At 46.3% G+C, this 16230-nt stretch carries 10 protein-coding genes; all 10 read left to right on the plus strand.

Annotated features, from left to right (window positions below):
- Positions 1-8 precede the first annotated feature (8 nt).
- The 10 genes from HPS57_RS11720 (at position 9) to HPS57_RS11765 (ending at position 16229) form a co-directional block, all read left to right on the plus strand.
- Positions 9-1085: a helix-turn-helix transcriptional regulator gene (locus HPS57_RS11720; protein ID WP_172183285.1), complete on the plus strand. Its 1077-nt coding sequence runs from the start codon at positions 9-11 to the stop codon at positions 1083-1085.
- Positions 1086-1378: 293 nt separating this feature from the next.
- The gene (locus HPS57_RS11725; protein WP_172183287.1) at positions 1379-2644 is read left to right on the plus strand and encodes a DUF3825 domain-containing protein; all 1266 of its coding nucleotides are present in this window, start codon (positions 1379-1381) and stop codon (positions 2642-2644) included.
- Between the two features lie 120 nt (positions 2645-2764).
- Entirely contained in the window at positions 2765-3217 is a 453-nt protein-coding gene (locus tag HPS57_RS11730) for a hypothetical protein (protein ID WP_172183289.1), read from the plus strand.
- Between the two features lie 51 nt (positions 3218-3268).
- On the plus strand, positions 3269-3775 hold the full coding sequence (locus tag HPS57_RS11735) for a hypothetical protein (RefSeq protein WP_172183290.1): 507 nt from the start codon (positions 3269-3271) through the stop codon (positions 3773-3775).
- Positions 3772-5820, plus strand: a complete 2049-nt coding sequence (locus HPS57_RS11740; protein ID WP_369811521.1) for an AAA family ATPase — start codon at positions 3772-3774, stop codon at positions 5818-5820. Before HPS57_RS11735 ends, HPS57_RS11740 begins: the two co-directional genes overlap by 4 nt.
- Before the next feature lie 22 nt (positions 5821-5842).
- Positions 5843-6019, plus strand: coding sequence for a hypothetical protein (locus tag HPS57_RS11745; RefSeq protein ID WP_172183291.1), 177 nt, complete (start codon positions 5843-5845; stop codon positions 6017-6019).
- Positions 6020-6784: 765 nt separating this feature from the next.
- Positions 6785-9910, plus strand: coding sequence for a SusC/RagA family TonB-linked outer membrane protein (locus HPS57_RS11750; protein WP_369811526.1), 3126 nt, complete (start codon positions 6785-6787; stop codon positions 9908-9910).
- A gap of 46 nt (positions 9911-9956) precedes the next feature.
- Positions 9957-11645: a RagB/SusD family nutrient uptake outer membrane protein gene (locus HPS57_RS11755; RefSeq protein ID WP_172183295.1), complete on the plus strand. Its 1689-nt coding sequence runs from the start codon at positions 9957-9959 to the stop codon at positions 11643-11645.
- 26 nt (positions 11646-11671) lie between these two features.
- Entirely contained in the window at positions 11672-13603 is a 1932-nt protein-coding gene (locus HPS57_RS11760) for a DOMON domain-containing protein (protein WP_172183297.1), read from the plus strand.
- 16 nt (positions 13604-13619) lie between these two features.
- Complete coding sequence (locus tag HPS57_RS11765) at positions 13620-16229, plus strand: hypothetical protein (protein WP_172183299.1); 2610 nt, start codon at positions 13620-13622, stop codon at positions 16227-16229.
- Position 16230 lies beyond the last annotated feature (1 nt).

Raw genomic sequence — 16230 nt, forward strand, 5'->3', positions numbered from 1 at the left:
GTATTTATATGAAAAATATACTAACAGGAAAAAGTCGGACAGCACGTTTTGCCTCAAAGATTTATAAGCGCATGCTGGCTGGTGAATGGTTCTCGTATGCGGATGTGTTAGCGGACTTCAAAAATCTGAAGTCCGCTAAAGAACTGAAATATTCAGTGTCGGCAGATGAGAAGGAGTATCAGGACTTACGAAAAGCGTTCTATAATATGCGCAAAGCTATTAGAGAAAAGTGCGGTGATGGTGCTTTCATAGAAGATGGAAATAACAGAAACAAAAGATTCTGCTATATAGGAGAGAATCCAAACCCATTGGCAGAAATGGAGCACGTAGCTTATAAAAACGGTTTGCAAGATTATTACAGATTCTGTCAAGATGCCGCTGGTTTTATTCCTAGCAGCTGGCTGGAATATCATTTGGAGAGCACTTTGGATCTATTTGAAATTAATAAAAAGAAAAATGAGAAACATCAAATCATAGGCTCAAGCGTTGACCGAAAGCATAAAAATATAGAGTGGCTGCCGTACTTTTACGAATGGATTCGTAATAAAAATGTACTGAGAATAGCTTACCATGAGGGATTCCAAAAAGAGGCAACTACTGTAATTTTTCATCCTCATTTCATAAAGGAATTTAATGGACGTTGGCACATTTTCGGTCATGCAGATGGAAAAGAACCTCATGATGGTTTCAATATTCCATTGGATAGGATATCTGAGTTGCCGGAGGTCATCAAAGGTGTAGACTATGCTGAACCAAAGGATGTTGTCTATCCTGATTATTTTGATGATATCGTTGGTGTAACGCATATTGAGGGGGCTGAGCAATACGATATAGTGATACGTATTCATAATAGGTATATGTTTGGATTGGTTGATACCAAACCTATTCATAAGTCACAAGAAACGATTCTTCCTTATGATGATAGAATAGGCTATGGAGAGGTGAGCATAAGGGTGCGTCCGAACAATGAATTCTATGGCAGGGTGCTTCAGCTAGGCCACGATCTTGAGATTGTGAGTCCAGAAGTTGTTCGGGAAGAAATAGCAAAGCGTATAAAAGAAATGTACGCACGATACGATGAATAATAGAAAGTAATGGTTCCACATGTTTGATATGTTTGGAACCATTACTTTTTTATTTTTTCTTGCAAGGTATAGGAAAAGTTTCTACCTTTGCATCGTCAAAACAAGACAAGAGTGTTCTTTGATAGATTGATTGCAAAACATGATAAGTTGCTAAATGGGTAAGTTTTCCACCATAAAACAGAACTGACTATTTATTTTTATATTATTATTACATCGTTCCGTAAGGCGAGTCCGGAACAAAACCTATCCGATAGGTCAACAAGTGCTTGCCACCACTCTTAAATCTGAAAGACATGCAGACACAAGAGACAAACAGTGCAGTTAATGGTGCAATAAACAGCACCCAGTATAGTAACAACGTAAACAGCGGTAAGCAGCAAAAGGGTGAGAACGGTAATCCTCTCTTTATGATTGGCTTCGTAAAGAACCGGAGAACATACGTTAACGAGATTAACGAACTGCTTGAAGGTACAGGTGTGACGGTCAGCGTTGGCGACATCAACCTCATGGTGGAGACTAATGGTTTTGATAACCGTAATATCCACGGATACTCGCGTGAGAGTGACGGAACTCAGATAGCTCCTGCAAATGTGCATTACAAACTTGTTAAAACAGGTTGGAGCACAAAGGAGGGCAGAGAGATTGTCGGTTGGTTCACTAAGAGCAAAAAGGGGTTTGAAGGAATCACTTGGGGGACTGAGGCTAGTTTCATTTCATCTGTTGCGAACAGTAAGAAGTTCCGTATCGGTGAGTTCTACTTCGACGAATGGTGTGATGGATTGTCATTCCTTGAGGACTTGGCACAAAGTACAATTCCTGAAAAGTGGAGTTATCAGCACACTACTTCGAACATGATGCATCCCATCCTTAAGTCGTACATTGAGAACATCTTCACACGATTACAGAAAGAGGGGGCCAATGGCGGTGAAGGAAAGATAATCTTCAGCCAAGATGGACGCTGGATGGTGTTCAACACGAACTTGCTTGACAAGTTCTTCCACGAGATTATCATCGTAGCAGAGGTACGAACAGTAGGAGGCAAGCGAGTATACTTCAATCCGGTGCGCAGTAAGAATGAAGCAGACCGTCGCAAGAAGACATTCCGAAAAGGTGATGAGCCTGTAGCTCCGAAGTTCTTCGAGAACGTGGACGAGGTTATATTCCAAACAAAATGGACAGTGGACAAGGACTTTGATAAGTTCACTCATATCATTGAACAACGTATCAAACGTTTCCCTGCCAAACACCAAGGAAAAAACTCAGAGGAACTGGCTCGCATGCTGGACTCTGCGATAGACTACGCGGTAGCCATTACACAGCGTAACTATAAGTTTGTTGTGCCGATGTACCGTCCGCAGACAGATTCAATCCAGTTGTTGATGCCAATCTATTTGGAGGGAACTTTCCAGCAGTGTCCGGATTTTGCTTTGGTGTTGACGCCAGATTCAAAGGAATGTATCTATACTCCGGAGACGATTCTACCATTGGATGCGGCTTATCAGAACGCTCGCTTAATAGCCAAACCGGATGAAACATGGTTGAACCCGGAGAACATCTAAAGCAAGCGTAGAGGGAAGGGGAAATAGTTCCTATAAAGGGAACTATTTCTTATCCTCCAAAACTTTCTAATCAAAACATAAATCTGTAATTTTGCAATCAGAAATCAAAAGAAACGAAATATGGGAAGCACAACATCTCTACAACTTATTGCCTCAAAGGCTCTTCCTGCACTTTCCGGTGCAAATGTGATTTACAATGCAGCGAAGAATATTTTCCTTGCTGGCGCTTATACCAGTGCTGCCGGCAACACATACTACAAGGCTATCCGTTTTTCAGATCGTCTTGTGGTTTACTATGACATCGGAGAAGGATATTGCCACAACTTCCTCAATGGTATACACTTGTATGCATGGGATGGACAGAGAGCAAAACTCATTGCAAAGAAATCATGGGGAGGATGTTGCAACTATCGTTATTTCAACGAGCAGACTGCAAAAGAGGAAAGCATCCTGATGCTGAAGGCTTTCTTGGAAGGTCAGGCAAAGTTGGCCGGATATTCCGTAAGTTGTCAGCAACTGCTGGATTTCTCACGCAGTATGATTAATGATACTCAGCGTAAGCTACTTGCTTGAATCATAGGGATAAACAAATGAAAATGAAAACGAAAAAGAAAGGATAATGCAATGGCATCATTGACTAAGGCTATCAACAAGGAACTGTTTGACAGAATCCTGCCAACTTACGGCAATCCACGCATGGCAGTACCAATATGGGATAATGGGCAAAAAATGTTTCTTTGCGATGAATACGAGAGTGATAACGGAAATCGCTATTATCGTGGAATACGATTCTGCGAAAACATCGTAATCATAGAGAAAGTAGGTTTGTTCCACAACTGGACTTATATTGACGGCATCGAACTGTATGCCTTCAATGGAACTTGTTTGGAGTTGGTTCAGAAGCGTGATTATGACAAGACATACCGCAAGGAGGAATTCATTCGCAAAGAGTCTGAACAGATGTTATGTGATTTCATCTCTGCATATCTAAAGATGCAGAATGTAGTAGTTCCGATTGAGGAAATAAGAGAACGCGCCCAAGCCATCATAGATGGTTGTTACAAGAGTTTCCTTGATAATGACTACAATACACGCCTAACCCAAATACTTCCACAGATAGAACAACAATGAGATTTATGGACAACATACAGATAGACCCACAGAACCGTGAGCAGCAGCTTGCATACGAACTGATTGCGAACACTAATTCCAGTTTCTTTCTTACCGGTCGTGCCGGTACTGGTAAGACAACATTCCTGCATAATGTGCAGAAAATGGTTAACAAGCAGTTTATCATTCTTGCACCGACAGGAGTGGCGGCCATCCTTGCAGGTGGCGAGACCATCCATTCTTTCTTCGGGTTGCCAATGGAGGTGTGTTCTCCTGGCACTTGCGGAAAGATGAATGAAACACGCATATTGGCATTGCTGCATGCAGACACAATCATCATTGACGAGGTGTCAATGGTGCGTTGCGACATCATAGATGCAATAGACTATACAATGCGTAAGAAACTTCGCAACAATATGCCTTTTGGTGGCAAGCAGATGGTGTTTGTGGGTGATATGTTCCAGTTGCCACCTGTTGTGAAGCAAGGTCCGGAACGTGACATTCTCAAGGATATATATGATGCAGATGACTTCTTCTTTTACAAGTCAATGGCTGTCAGTCGTATGCGACTTGTGAAGATTGAGTTCAGGAAAGTCTATCGTCAGGATGATGAGAAGTTTCTCCATATTCTTGAGAATGTGCGTAAGAACCGCATAACTCCGGAGAATATCATGCATCTGAATAATCGTGTATGTACTCCTACAGATGAAGATGGCATGGTAATAACCTTGACTGCGGTTAGGTCTGTTGCGGACTCAATAAATGAACAGCGGTTGAATGCGATTGACACAAAAGAGTATATCTACGAGGGTACTGTTGAGGGGCGTTTTGAGGAAAAACGCTTCCCTGTCAGCCAACGGCTAAAGCTAAAAGTCGGTGCTCAGGTTATGTTCGCACGTAACGATCAGTGGCATCGTTGGGCAAACGGAACTCTGGGAATTGTCGAGAAACTCACAAAAGAAGAAATTCATGTGAAGGTTGAGAGTGGCGATACTTATGTCGTGCCATGTTGCTCATGGGAATCATTCTCATACGAATATGACCGTGAAGAACGTAAACTGAAAAAAGAGGTTGGCGGTACATTCACACAGTATCCATTAGTTCTTGCATGGGCTATAACCATTCACAAAAGCCAAGGTATGACGTTTGAAAAACTCTCTGTTGATCTGAGCCGAGGAATGTTTGCATCGGGTCAACTGTATGTAGCACTGAGTCGTGTCCGTTCTTTGGAGGGATTGTTCTTGTCGCGTCCTGTTGTGGCTCAGTATGCTCGCACTAATCGTGAGATAATTGCCTATGCAAATGGATATAATGACTTGCATCAGATAGATAACGAGATAGAAAGTGGGAAAGTGGTTTTTGCGTCTATGAAGAATAATGACTATGATACTGCTGCCAGGCAATATCTGCTGCTTATCCAAAAGAGGGCAGTGGAAGGTGACATAAAGGAGGCGATGCAATTGTCAAAGCGTTTCCTGGAAACGGTGATATGTGACGATGACTTGTTTGGATGTATCTCTGAAATACCACAAGAGCTGTTCGATAAAGAACATTGGGCAGCACGCTTTCTTGTTGCTTTGCTGAGTCTGTATGCAGGAGAATGCCAACAAGCACTGGATTATGCCGACAAGGTGTTACTACAGCATCAATGTTCAGAGATTCTGTACGTTAAGGCACGTGCTTTGACAAGATTGGAACGCTATAAAGAAGCAGATGAGGTGCATTGTAAGATGGTAAATACATTTGACATGACTACTCCTGACGCAAAGATAATATATACGATAGCTATGCTTAACGAAATGCACATAGGCGAGCCTGGGCTTGACATAATGCGCAAACTTGTTGAGATAAAGCCTAAGTATGATAGAGGCATAATGGCTCTACGGTTATTGATGCGTAAGCGTGGGATGCAGTTGCCGAATGAAAACAGCGAGTTGGTTGATGCATTTAATTCGGATATGTCAGATGATGAATTCTTATGCCAACTGAAGGAATGTAGGGAGAAAGCTCCAAAAGCGGTGGCGTATTTAGTGCGATGCATCAGGTTACATAAAACAGGGCAGTAAGTAGTTTACATACACGTACATAATGATGATAATACAAAAGACAATAGTGAAACTCAGTGAAAAGCAAAAGGCGTGGAGCATCGTAGCGGGCTTTGCGGTTATCACAGCGGGTGCCGGCTATTTCGTGGCAATAGGAGCGAACAGTCCGTTCGTGTTCGTAATCAGTCCACATAGTTTATTAGCCTTGGTCGGAAGTTGATTTTAGCTATTATGATGAAGGTGGCTAAGGTTGTTGTTCCATACGCTGGAGATTAAGTGCTCCTTTGATATTACTTTGTGTTTTTCACGGAACCTCCATATAAAAAATGTGGAGGCTCCGTGTTTTCGTATGTCCACATACGAGTTAACAAAAAGCACAGCCTTGCATTACTGACACTATTGCTACATGCTTGGCGCTGTATGAATAGCCAATAACTCTCAGAAGGTGTGGCATGAGTGTTGCGCAATTAGAATTTATGATGTTTTTTTATCTGCCACTTATAAACTATATGTGTCTGGAAAAAGTGTTATGATTAAATAATGTATCCCCGTTTGTATCCCCATGAAATTTGGAATCGTTTGTGAAATGTTGTACCTTTGCATCGCATTTAAAATGGATAGGCGGAACTACAGAAATAAATCTCAGTGTGAGAGATACACCGTTTTGGGGGCATAAATATATTGGATGAGAATGTTATCATTCAGGACAGTAGCATCCGATGCCTGATTGGGGCTCATTCCTGCCTTTTTTCTCCATAAAACAGCATGTTTTCAGGCGTTTATAACAATTTGTACCCATTCCTGAAACATCTTAAAGGAGAAATAACGGTTGTAACCTTATGTGAAAACATAAAAAATGCTATTATAAATAATTATGCGTTAACTTTGCAGCAGAAAAATTCACTAAACTAACATATACAAATGTGTCCGGTTTTCCGGGCGGAAAAATTAAACATTATTCACTATGGAAAAGTTACAAAAACTGATGCGGAAACTGCATTGGCGCACGATAGTGCTGGTGTGGATGCTGCTTGGGGCTCTGACGGTAAAGGCGGAGACCCTTACGGTGACAGGAACGGTGGTGTCGGCAAGCGACAACGAGCCGCTCATTGGCGCGAGTGTGGTGGTGAAAGGCTCATCGGCAAGCACCATTACTGACGTGAACGGAAGCTTCACGCTTGCCAATGTGGAGCGTGGAGCGGTGCTTACCGCCAGCTACATTGGTTACAAAAGCAAGGATGTCAAGGCCACAAGTGCAAAACTGACCATCGCTCTGGAGGAGGATGCCGATGTCCTTGAAGATGTGGTTGTGGTTGGCTATGGTGTGCTGAAGAAGAAACTTGTCACCGGTGCCACATCACAGGTGAAGGGTGATGACATCCAGAAGATGAACACCACCAATCCGTTGTCCGCCATGCAGGGACAGACTCCGGGTGTGAACATCGTGTCTACCTCCGGTCAGCCGGGAGCAACGATGAGTGTTACAATCCGTGGTCTTGGTACTGTGGGAAACTCCCAGCCTCTATATATAATAGATGGTGTGGGCGGTGACATCACATCCCTTAATCCTGCCGACATAGAGCGCATCGATGTACTCAAGGATGCTGCCTCTGCTGCAATCTACGGAGCGCAGGCAGCCAATGGTGTCGTGCTTGTCACAACAAAGAGCGGTAAGCAGGGAAGCTGCAAAATCACTTACGACGGGTATGTCGGCTGGCAGTCGGTGGGACGCAAGTTTGAGATGCTTAACTCAAGGGAGTACATGACAATCATGGACGAGGCGCGCCTGAACTCCGGAATGTCTCCTGTGGACTGGGCTTCGCTCAATTCCATACATGATGCCAACGGAAACATCTATGACACAAACTGGATTGACCAGGCCATTGAGGACGGTGCACTGACAACAAGCCATAGTCTTGCATTCACCGGTGGCTCAAACACCTCAACATACGTCATCTCCGGCGGTTATACAAGCCAGGACGGTGTTATTGGTGGAGCCGATGTGGCTGACTACAAGCGTTATAACTTCCGTGCCAACTCTGAGCACAAGATGTATGGTGACCTTATCACCGTGGGTGAGCATGTCAGTTTCGTGTGGCGTGACTCTCACGGCATGAACACGGGCAACATCTGGAACAACAACCTCCGCAGCGCATTCTCGGCATCACCGATAGCTCCTGTTTACGATGCTGACGGAAACTATAACTCCACAGTAAACTCTGATTGGAACGTGAACGACGGCAACCCTTACGGTAACATGATGGTCAACCGTTTCAACCGCTCACGCAATGCAGCCCTTGATGCGAACGTCTACGTTCAGATCGAACCAATCAAGAATCTGAAGTTCAAGACTGTCTATGGCATAAGCTACGGAACATCGGAGTACCGCTCTTATACTCCTGAGTACCAGTTCACTCCGCAGAGTGCCAATGCCGAGAGCAAGGTCAGCCAGAGCAACGGACACGGTCTGTCCATGGTATGGACAAACACTTTGTCTTATGACTTTACAATAGCTAAGGAGCATAACATCAATGCTTTGCTTGGTACGGAAATGTCACGTTATGACGGCAACAGCAGTGGTGGTGACAATACCGGTCTGAAGGTCGGTTTCAATGATTGGGACCATGCTTATCTTGACAACACTGAGGGCACTGCAAACAAGAGAGTGAAAGGTGCGCCTTACGATGAGACACGCGGAATGTCTTATTTCGCACGCCTTGGCTGGTCATGGAAAGACCGCTATATGCTCAATGCCACAATGCGTGCGGACGGTTCTTCAAAGTTTGCCAAAGGACACCGTTGGGGCTACTTCCCTTCAGTGTCCGCAGGTTGGACAATCTCTGAGGAGAGTTTCATGAAGTCTTTGTCATCATGGTTTGACTTCCTGAAACTGCGTGTCAGCTGGGGTCAGGTGGGTAATGCCAACATCAACTGCTACCAGTATCTCGCACCTGTCACAACAGAGAACACAAACTACAATTTCGGTGCCACCGGAGGACAAGAGGGATGGGTGACAGGCTCATACACAAGCCGTTTGGCAAACGAAGCCGTGAAATGGGAGACATCCGAGCAGACCAATATCGGTATCGATGCACGTTTCCTTATGGGCAGACTGTCATTCACAGCAGACTGGTATGTGAAGAACACGAAAGACTGGCTGGTTCAGGCTCCTATCCTTGCGACAGCAGGAACAGGCGGACCGATTATCAACGGTGGTGACGTGAAGAATACCGGTGTGGAGCTTGCACTGTCATGGAGCGACAAGATCGGCAAGGATTTCACTTACAGTGTAGGAGCGAACTTTGCCTATAACCATAATGAGGTGGGCAACATCCCGACAGAGGACGGTATCATCCATGGTCAGACAAACCAGATTTACAGTAACTCCGAGGAATTCTACCGTGCAGAGAACGGTCATGCCATCGGATATTTCTGGGGTTACAAGACTGCCGGAATATTCCAGAATCAGCAGGACATAAACAACTGGATAGCAGCCGGCAACGGAGTCCTGCAGTCCAATGTGCAGCCTGGTGATGTCAAGTATGTTGATGTCAACCATGACGGTGTTGTTAATGCTGACGATAAGGTAGACCTTGGCAACGGACTTCCTAAGTATACTTTCGGCTTTAACTTGGGTTTGTCATACAAAGGTTTTGACCTCAATATCAATGCCACTGGTGCTGCGGGATTCAAGATTGCACAGTCATACCGTGACCCTAACTCATCACAGGCAAATTACAGCCGTGCAATACTCAACCGCTGGACAGGCGAGGGAACAAGCAATTTCATGCCACGTGTGACTTATGGTGATGTAGGCAACTGGATGTTCTCCGACCTTTATCTGCAGGACGGCGACTATATCCGCCTTCAGAACCTCACGCTCGGTTATGACTTCAAGCGCCTGATCTCATGGAAAGGCATCTCCAAACTCCGTCTTTATGTCCAGGCCCAGAACCTGTTCACATGGACAAAGTATGACGGTATGGACCCGGAAATCGGTTCTTACAACGGAACAAACGGAAACTCAAGCGACTCATGGGTGTCAGGTGTGGACATGGGCTACTATCCTCATCCGCGCACATTCATCGTTGGTGTGAATGTGGCATTTTAGCAGCGAGTGAAAAACATATATCAAAGAAGAATTAATAGTAAAGATTATGAATACAAAACATATATTCATTGGTGCTATGGCTGTTGCAGCGTTGGGGATGACATCGTGCAGCGATGATTTCTTCGACACTTCATCGAAGACCACACAGAACACGGAGACGGCTTATAGCAATCTGGAGACAGCAGAAGTTGCCCTTGTAGGTTGCTATGACGGGTGGCAGCGCACCATATCAGACGTGGAAGTTGGCATGTATTTGCTGGCGGAGTTTGCCTCAGAACAGGCTTTCGCAGGACTCGGTTTCGCTGATGCGAAAAACAATAATGTGCTTGACCAGTTTAATCTCAGTGTCGCACCGTCCTACAATGACTTGTTCAATGCCGACTGGACAGTCTATTACGCAGGCATTTTCCGTTGCAACCAGTTGCTTGCCAACGATGCCACAATCGATTGGAAAGGCAATGATGTGGCACGCGGCCGTGTACTCGGAGAGACACGCGTAATCCGTGCGATGCTTTATTTTGACCTTGTGCGTATGTTCGGTGATGTGCCTTTGCTTACTACTCCAAGTGAGGACAACCTGCCACGTACTGCTGCAAGTGAGGTCTATAAACTTATTTTCGAAGACCTTAAATATGCTGCTGCCAACATACCTGCCAACGCTTATCCGTTGGAAAACCGCAATGCCAACGACGGACGCATCACAAAATATGCAGCAGAGGCACTGCTTGCACGCGTGTACCTGTATTATACAGGATACTATGGCGAAGAGAATCCTGCTTGTACAAAAGTGGAAGCGATAGCTGCCATCAACGATGTTGTGGACAATGGCGGTTACGAACTGGAAGCGAATTATGCAGACCTGTGGATGCCGGCTTGCACCAAGGACGCCTCAAACGGCTCTGACTATGCTTGGGAGACTACTTACGCAGGAAAGTACTACAATGCGGACGGCTGGCACGCAGGACAGGGCAGTCTGTCAAAGGAGATTGTGCTCAACCTGAAGATGAACACCACGCATGACTATAACGGCAATGGTGACGGACTGGTGTTCTCTGCTTATCTTGGTCCGCGCAACAAGAACAATACAGCTATCAGTATTGCTTCAGGATGGGGCGGATGCTCGGTGACACCTTATTTCGTAGAGAAATATAAGGAAGATCCACGCTTCAATGCCTGCGTATGGGGCGTTAAAGAGACCGGTTTCGCTGCTGACATTAACGATACTTACGAATACACAGGCTACTACACACGCAAGTATGCGCCAATGTGCTTCGCTGACGGCACACGTCAGGAAGTCGGGTTCAAGCTTGGTGAGCAGCATCAGAACATCACTTACTATCAGGATTATACAATCATGCGTTATGCTGACGTACTGTTGATGCACTCTGAACTTAACGGCAACAACAAAGGTCTTAATATGGTTCATCAGCGTTCCAACCCTGGTAAGTCACTCTCTTACAGCATTGAGAACATCCGTAACGAACGTGCCATAGAGCTTGCTTTTGAAGGTATACACTTCTGGGACATAATGCGTTACGAGAAGGATGGTGCATACGCTGCACGCGTCATAAAAGAGGCTCAGAACGGTGCAAAGGTTCTTAGCGGAGGTGTTGAGGCTACAACATCATTTGATGAGAATAATTTCACATCAAAGAAAGGATTGATGCAGATTCCTAACACTCAGATTACACTTTCCGGAGGCGTACTCACACAGAATGCAGGATGGAATAATTAATCAACCAATAAATCAGAATTATCAGTATGAAACTAAAGAATATATTCAAATCATTTGGCGCAGTTGCAATCCTTATGGCGACAGCATGCTCGCCGGACGATTACGGATTCGGCAGTGCTCAGTACACCAGTGACCAACTGGTGGCTCCTGACGCCTACACCGTGACTGTAGAGGGTAACAGGGTACACCTTGTTTCCAATCTTAAAGACTGCACGCCATTGTGGATTACCCCTTCGGGACGTTCGCAGAACGCTGACTATTATCTTGATATGCCGTTTGCTGGAGACTATGAGGTGACTTTCGGTGCCGAGACACGTGCCGGTGCTGTTTATGGCGAGCCTTACAAGTTCACCATAGCGCAGAACGATTTCTCCATGCTTAGTGACGAGAAGTGGGAATTCCTTGCAGGAGGTGTCGGCAAGACAAAGAAGTGGTATCCTATAACAAAGGATTATGGAGTAGGGCAGACAGTAGGACCAGTTACCTACTGCGACCCTAACAATGTAAGGAACGACGAGTCAAACAGCACAGACCTTGCGTTCCGTGCATGGACACCGAACTGGGATCCGGGCATCCAGAGCTGGCTTATTCCGGCAGATGACCCTTACATGACATCCTACATGGAGTTCGGTCTGAGCGCAACGGATGGTTGTACGGCAACTGTGTTCCGCAATGATGCCAACGGCGGCACGCTGATGAATGGAAAGTTTGTACTAAACCTTGATGATAAGACGCATCCTGTAATCTCATTCAACGACTGTTATGCTCTGCACAGTGCTAATATGGATGACGCATGTGCCAACTATACACAGGAAATCAAGATTGTCGAGCTTACCCCTTATTGCCTCCAGTTGGCAACAATGCGTACCAACTCCGAGGGTCCGTGGTGGCTTGTATGGAGCTTTGTCTCTGAAGAAGTTATTGCTACCGACGGTGCCTGCATACCAAAGGACGACCCGGGACTGCTTGAACCAACCGACCCTGAACTTCCGACTATCGCTGACCTTGCCACAAATCTGTTCACAACGGAGATTCCCGGTGCAGGCATGGCGACATGCACCATGATGTCGTTCAAGCTCAATGATGAGCAGCCTTACGACTGGCAGTGGTGGAACGGCGCATCGTCAGCATGGGAGAGCGTTACAAAGGGACAGTTCAATGAGACATGGGCACCTGCTGCAAGCGGTGATGCCGTTGAGGATTTTGAACTCACGTTCGAGAAGTCTGGCGACAAGATAAACTATACTCTCGGTGATACCGACGGCACATGTACCATAGATGAGAACACAATCACCTTCGACAAGGAGATAACACTGCTCACTGCCGCAAGCGACAACCGCACGGTAGAGGTCAGGGGCAAGACATTCACCGTACTTAAATGTGTTGCCGGCGAGGAAGTGCAGCTTGGAGTGCCTTCAAGCAAAGACGAGAATGGTAATGTCAACTCTTATCTTGTAGTGAACCTTAACTACAAGCAGGTAGGCGGAGGACAGACCGGTCCGACTGTAGTGAAATTTCCTCCTGAGAACGTTAAAAACTACATCGAAGCCGATAAGTATTTCCGTTGTCAGTTGTACAACCCATGGGGCGACGGCACTAACCTTGTTGACCCGTCAGCCATTAAGGTTAAGAAAAACCAAAAGCTGTCTGTCACAATACGCCTTAACGGATTCACATTCACCAAACCGGCAAAAGCGGTGCTCTGTTTCAACTACGATGGTTATGCCGAGGGAGATTGGGAACCGGCCTGCTTCGACTATTCACGTGCGATAACAGTCAATGGCGACGGCACATACACAGTTTCCTGGACCAACGATTCCGGCGTGACAAAGAACTGGGGCGACGGTACATCGGCACTCATAGTCACCATGCAGTATGACGGATACGCTTCGGTAGAGGCTGATGCGGAAGGCGACTACAAGAATGCATGCACTGTTGAGTCTATAATTATTGAATAATAAAAACACAGATATTATGAAAAATAAGATAATATTCGGCTTTATGCTGCTCATCGCCGGCTTGTTCACAGCTTGTAGCGATGCCGATGATTACGGCATAAACACCGGTGCCCTGTTGGGAGAAAATTCCGTGGTTACAGGTTCTGCAGATGTCACTGCCACTTCTGCCGTATTGCACGGCAGTGTCTCCGGACTTGAAAGTCAGGCTTCAAGTGCCTATACAACAGGCTTCTACTACGGTTTTGCTGCTGATGCGCTCACTGAGCGCGTCACAGCAAACAGCGACGGCGAGTTCAGTGCATCCATTTCCGGCATGCCAAACCAAAATGTGTTCTATCAGGCATTTGTGACTCTTCAAGGACGCGTGACATACACCGGTGAGGTCAAGAGCCTTATCATGACCAACGCAAAGGCTGCCACAGGCGGCATCGTTGACATCACATCTTATACAGCACGCCTCTCAGGCTCGCTCTCCGAATATCCTTCTGACGCAAAATGCGGCATCGTGATATCAAGCGTAGAGGGTGAAGAGAATGTCCGTGCCGGTGTGAAGGTTCAGGCAACTGCTGTCGGTGACAACTATGAGGTGGATGTCAAGGGTATGCTCCCGGGACATAAATATTATTATGCCGCTTACCTTGACCTCGGTGCAGGCATCGTTTACGGTGATGTCAAGGAACTTACCACAAACACTGCTCCTGCTGTCGATGTCGACAAAGAGTTTGTTGACCTTGGGCTGTCAGTGAAATGGGCAAAGAAGAACATCGCTGCTGCACAGGTGACAGACCTCGGTGGCTTGTTCGGATTTGGTGACAATGCAGGCTACGTGACAAGCATCAAGGCTGAGGATTATGCAAGTGCAAACATCTATCGCACAGCGACAGACTTGGCATACCTTACTTATGAGGGTAAGGCTATGCTGCCTACTGCCGACGAATATGAGGAACTCTTCCGCTGCTGCAAGACAGAATGGACGGAGCAGGACGGTGTCCCAGGCTACAAGTTCACAGGTCCTAACGGAAACTCAATCTTCATGCCGGCGGCCGGTTCACGCACTGTAAGTGATTTTAGTGGCGAGGGTACTGATGGCCGCTATATGACAGGTTCTGTCAATCCGTCAGACAGCCGTTACTCACTGTGTTACACTTTCAACTCGGCTTACAACGGACGCAGCTCAGTGCCTGTCTATACGGCAATGTCTGTACGTGCAGTGTCAGTTGCAAAGAATGTGCCGTTCGACAAGAAAAAGCTCTGCCAGAAATGGTATCTTGACAACGGACAGGACGGCAAGCAGCATGTCTTTGAAGGTCCGTTCACACAGTGGGGCGCTCACGACACCTATGGCACAGTTACAAACAATGAACCGAATGTATATGAGCAGATACATTGGGAAATGGGCAAGGACAATAGCTGGATTGGCTACACCTACGGCAAGGATTACGGCTACATGGAGTTCCTTGAGGACGGCACTGTCAACATCCACCGCATAGCAGAGGACGGCACAGTTACTGACGACAAAGGCAAATATACTGTCGACACGAAAGCGAAGACCATTACCATTGACAAGGATGTATTGGCTGCCAACACATGGCTCGGAACAAAGAGCGGCACACTGAACATCCTCACATTGACCGACGACCAGTTGCAGATAGCTCTGCCGGCAGGCGATGGGACATACGCTTATTCATTGAACTACTATAGTGAGGCAAAGCGTCAGAAGGATGATGAGATTACAGTGTCACTGATTTGTGCAGGCTCCGACTATAATGGAGCATGGGGAAGTGTGGTTGGAAGCATTGCACCGTCAGAACTTGACGGCGACCACACATTTGTTTACGAAGGTGCATGTATCGATGCGATGGTGTTCGCTCTCGACCTTCAGAATATGAAATCAAGATTCCCTAATGCCATTGTCACCATAAAGGAGATGAAGTGCGACGGCAAGGCTGTCAAGTTCGATGCCAATAACTTCTGCTACGGCGACATAGAGGACAATGGCAATTTCCGTGTGGAATTGTTCAACGTTTGGGGCAAGGGGGCTGTAAACGGCAACGTGGTGGCGAGTCCGTTCAGTTCTGCCACCAACTGCGCTTCCGACCCGGCATTCAGTTTCGCCAACAAACTGGAGATAACCTACTCGATTGTCAAGGACGGTCTTTCCAATGTTACACCTCAGCTCATCACTATCAATCCGTCATGGGGCGGCACATGGGGCTACAACCAAGGCGCATCGTTTGATGTGACAATAGACCAAGCGACAGGCAAGTATGCTCTTACAAAGAACTCGTTCTCAATCAAGTATGAGTCATCCGAACATTCTGCAGGCTCTATCATGACATTCGTTCAGATAGACAATTGGATGAAAGCGTTCCCGGGCACACACTCAACACTCGACCGTCTCCTGCTTGACGGAAAGGCTGTGACAGGCTATGACGCAAGCAAGATTTATGACACGGATGACAGTGGTGCTTATCGTCTTGAGCTATGGAACTGCTTCGGAATCTCCGGCAGCAACGGATGCGCCTTCGGCACACGCGACGGCGATGTCATACATGAATTGGCGTTCAACAGTTCCATACAGGTGGACTTCACCATCCGCAGATTGTTTGAAAAGCCGCAGTGGTGAT

The organism is Palleniella intestinalis (genome assembly GCF_013166595.1).
GTDB lineage: Bacteria > Bacteroidota > Bacteroidia > Bacteroidales > Bacteroidaceae > Prevotella > Prevotella intestinalis.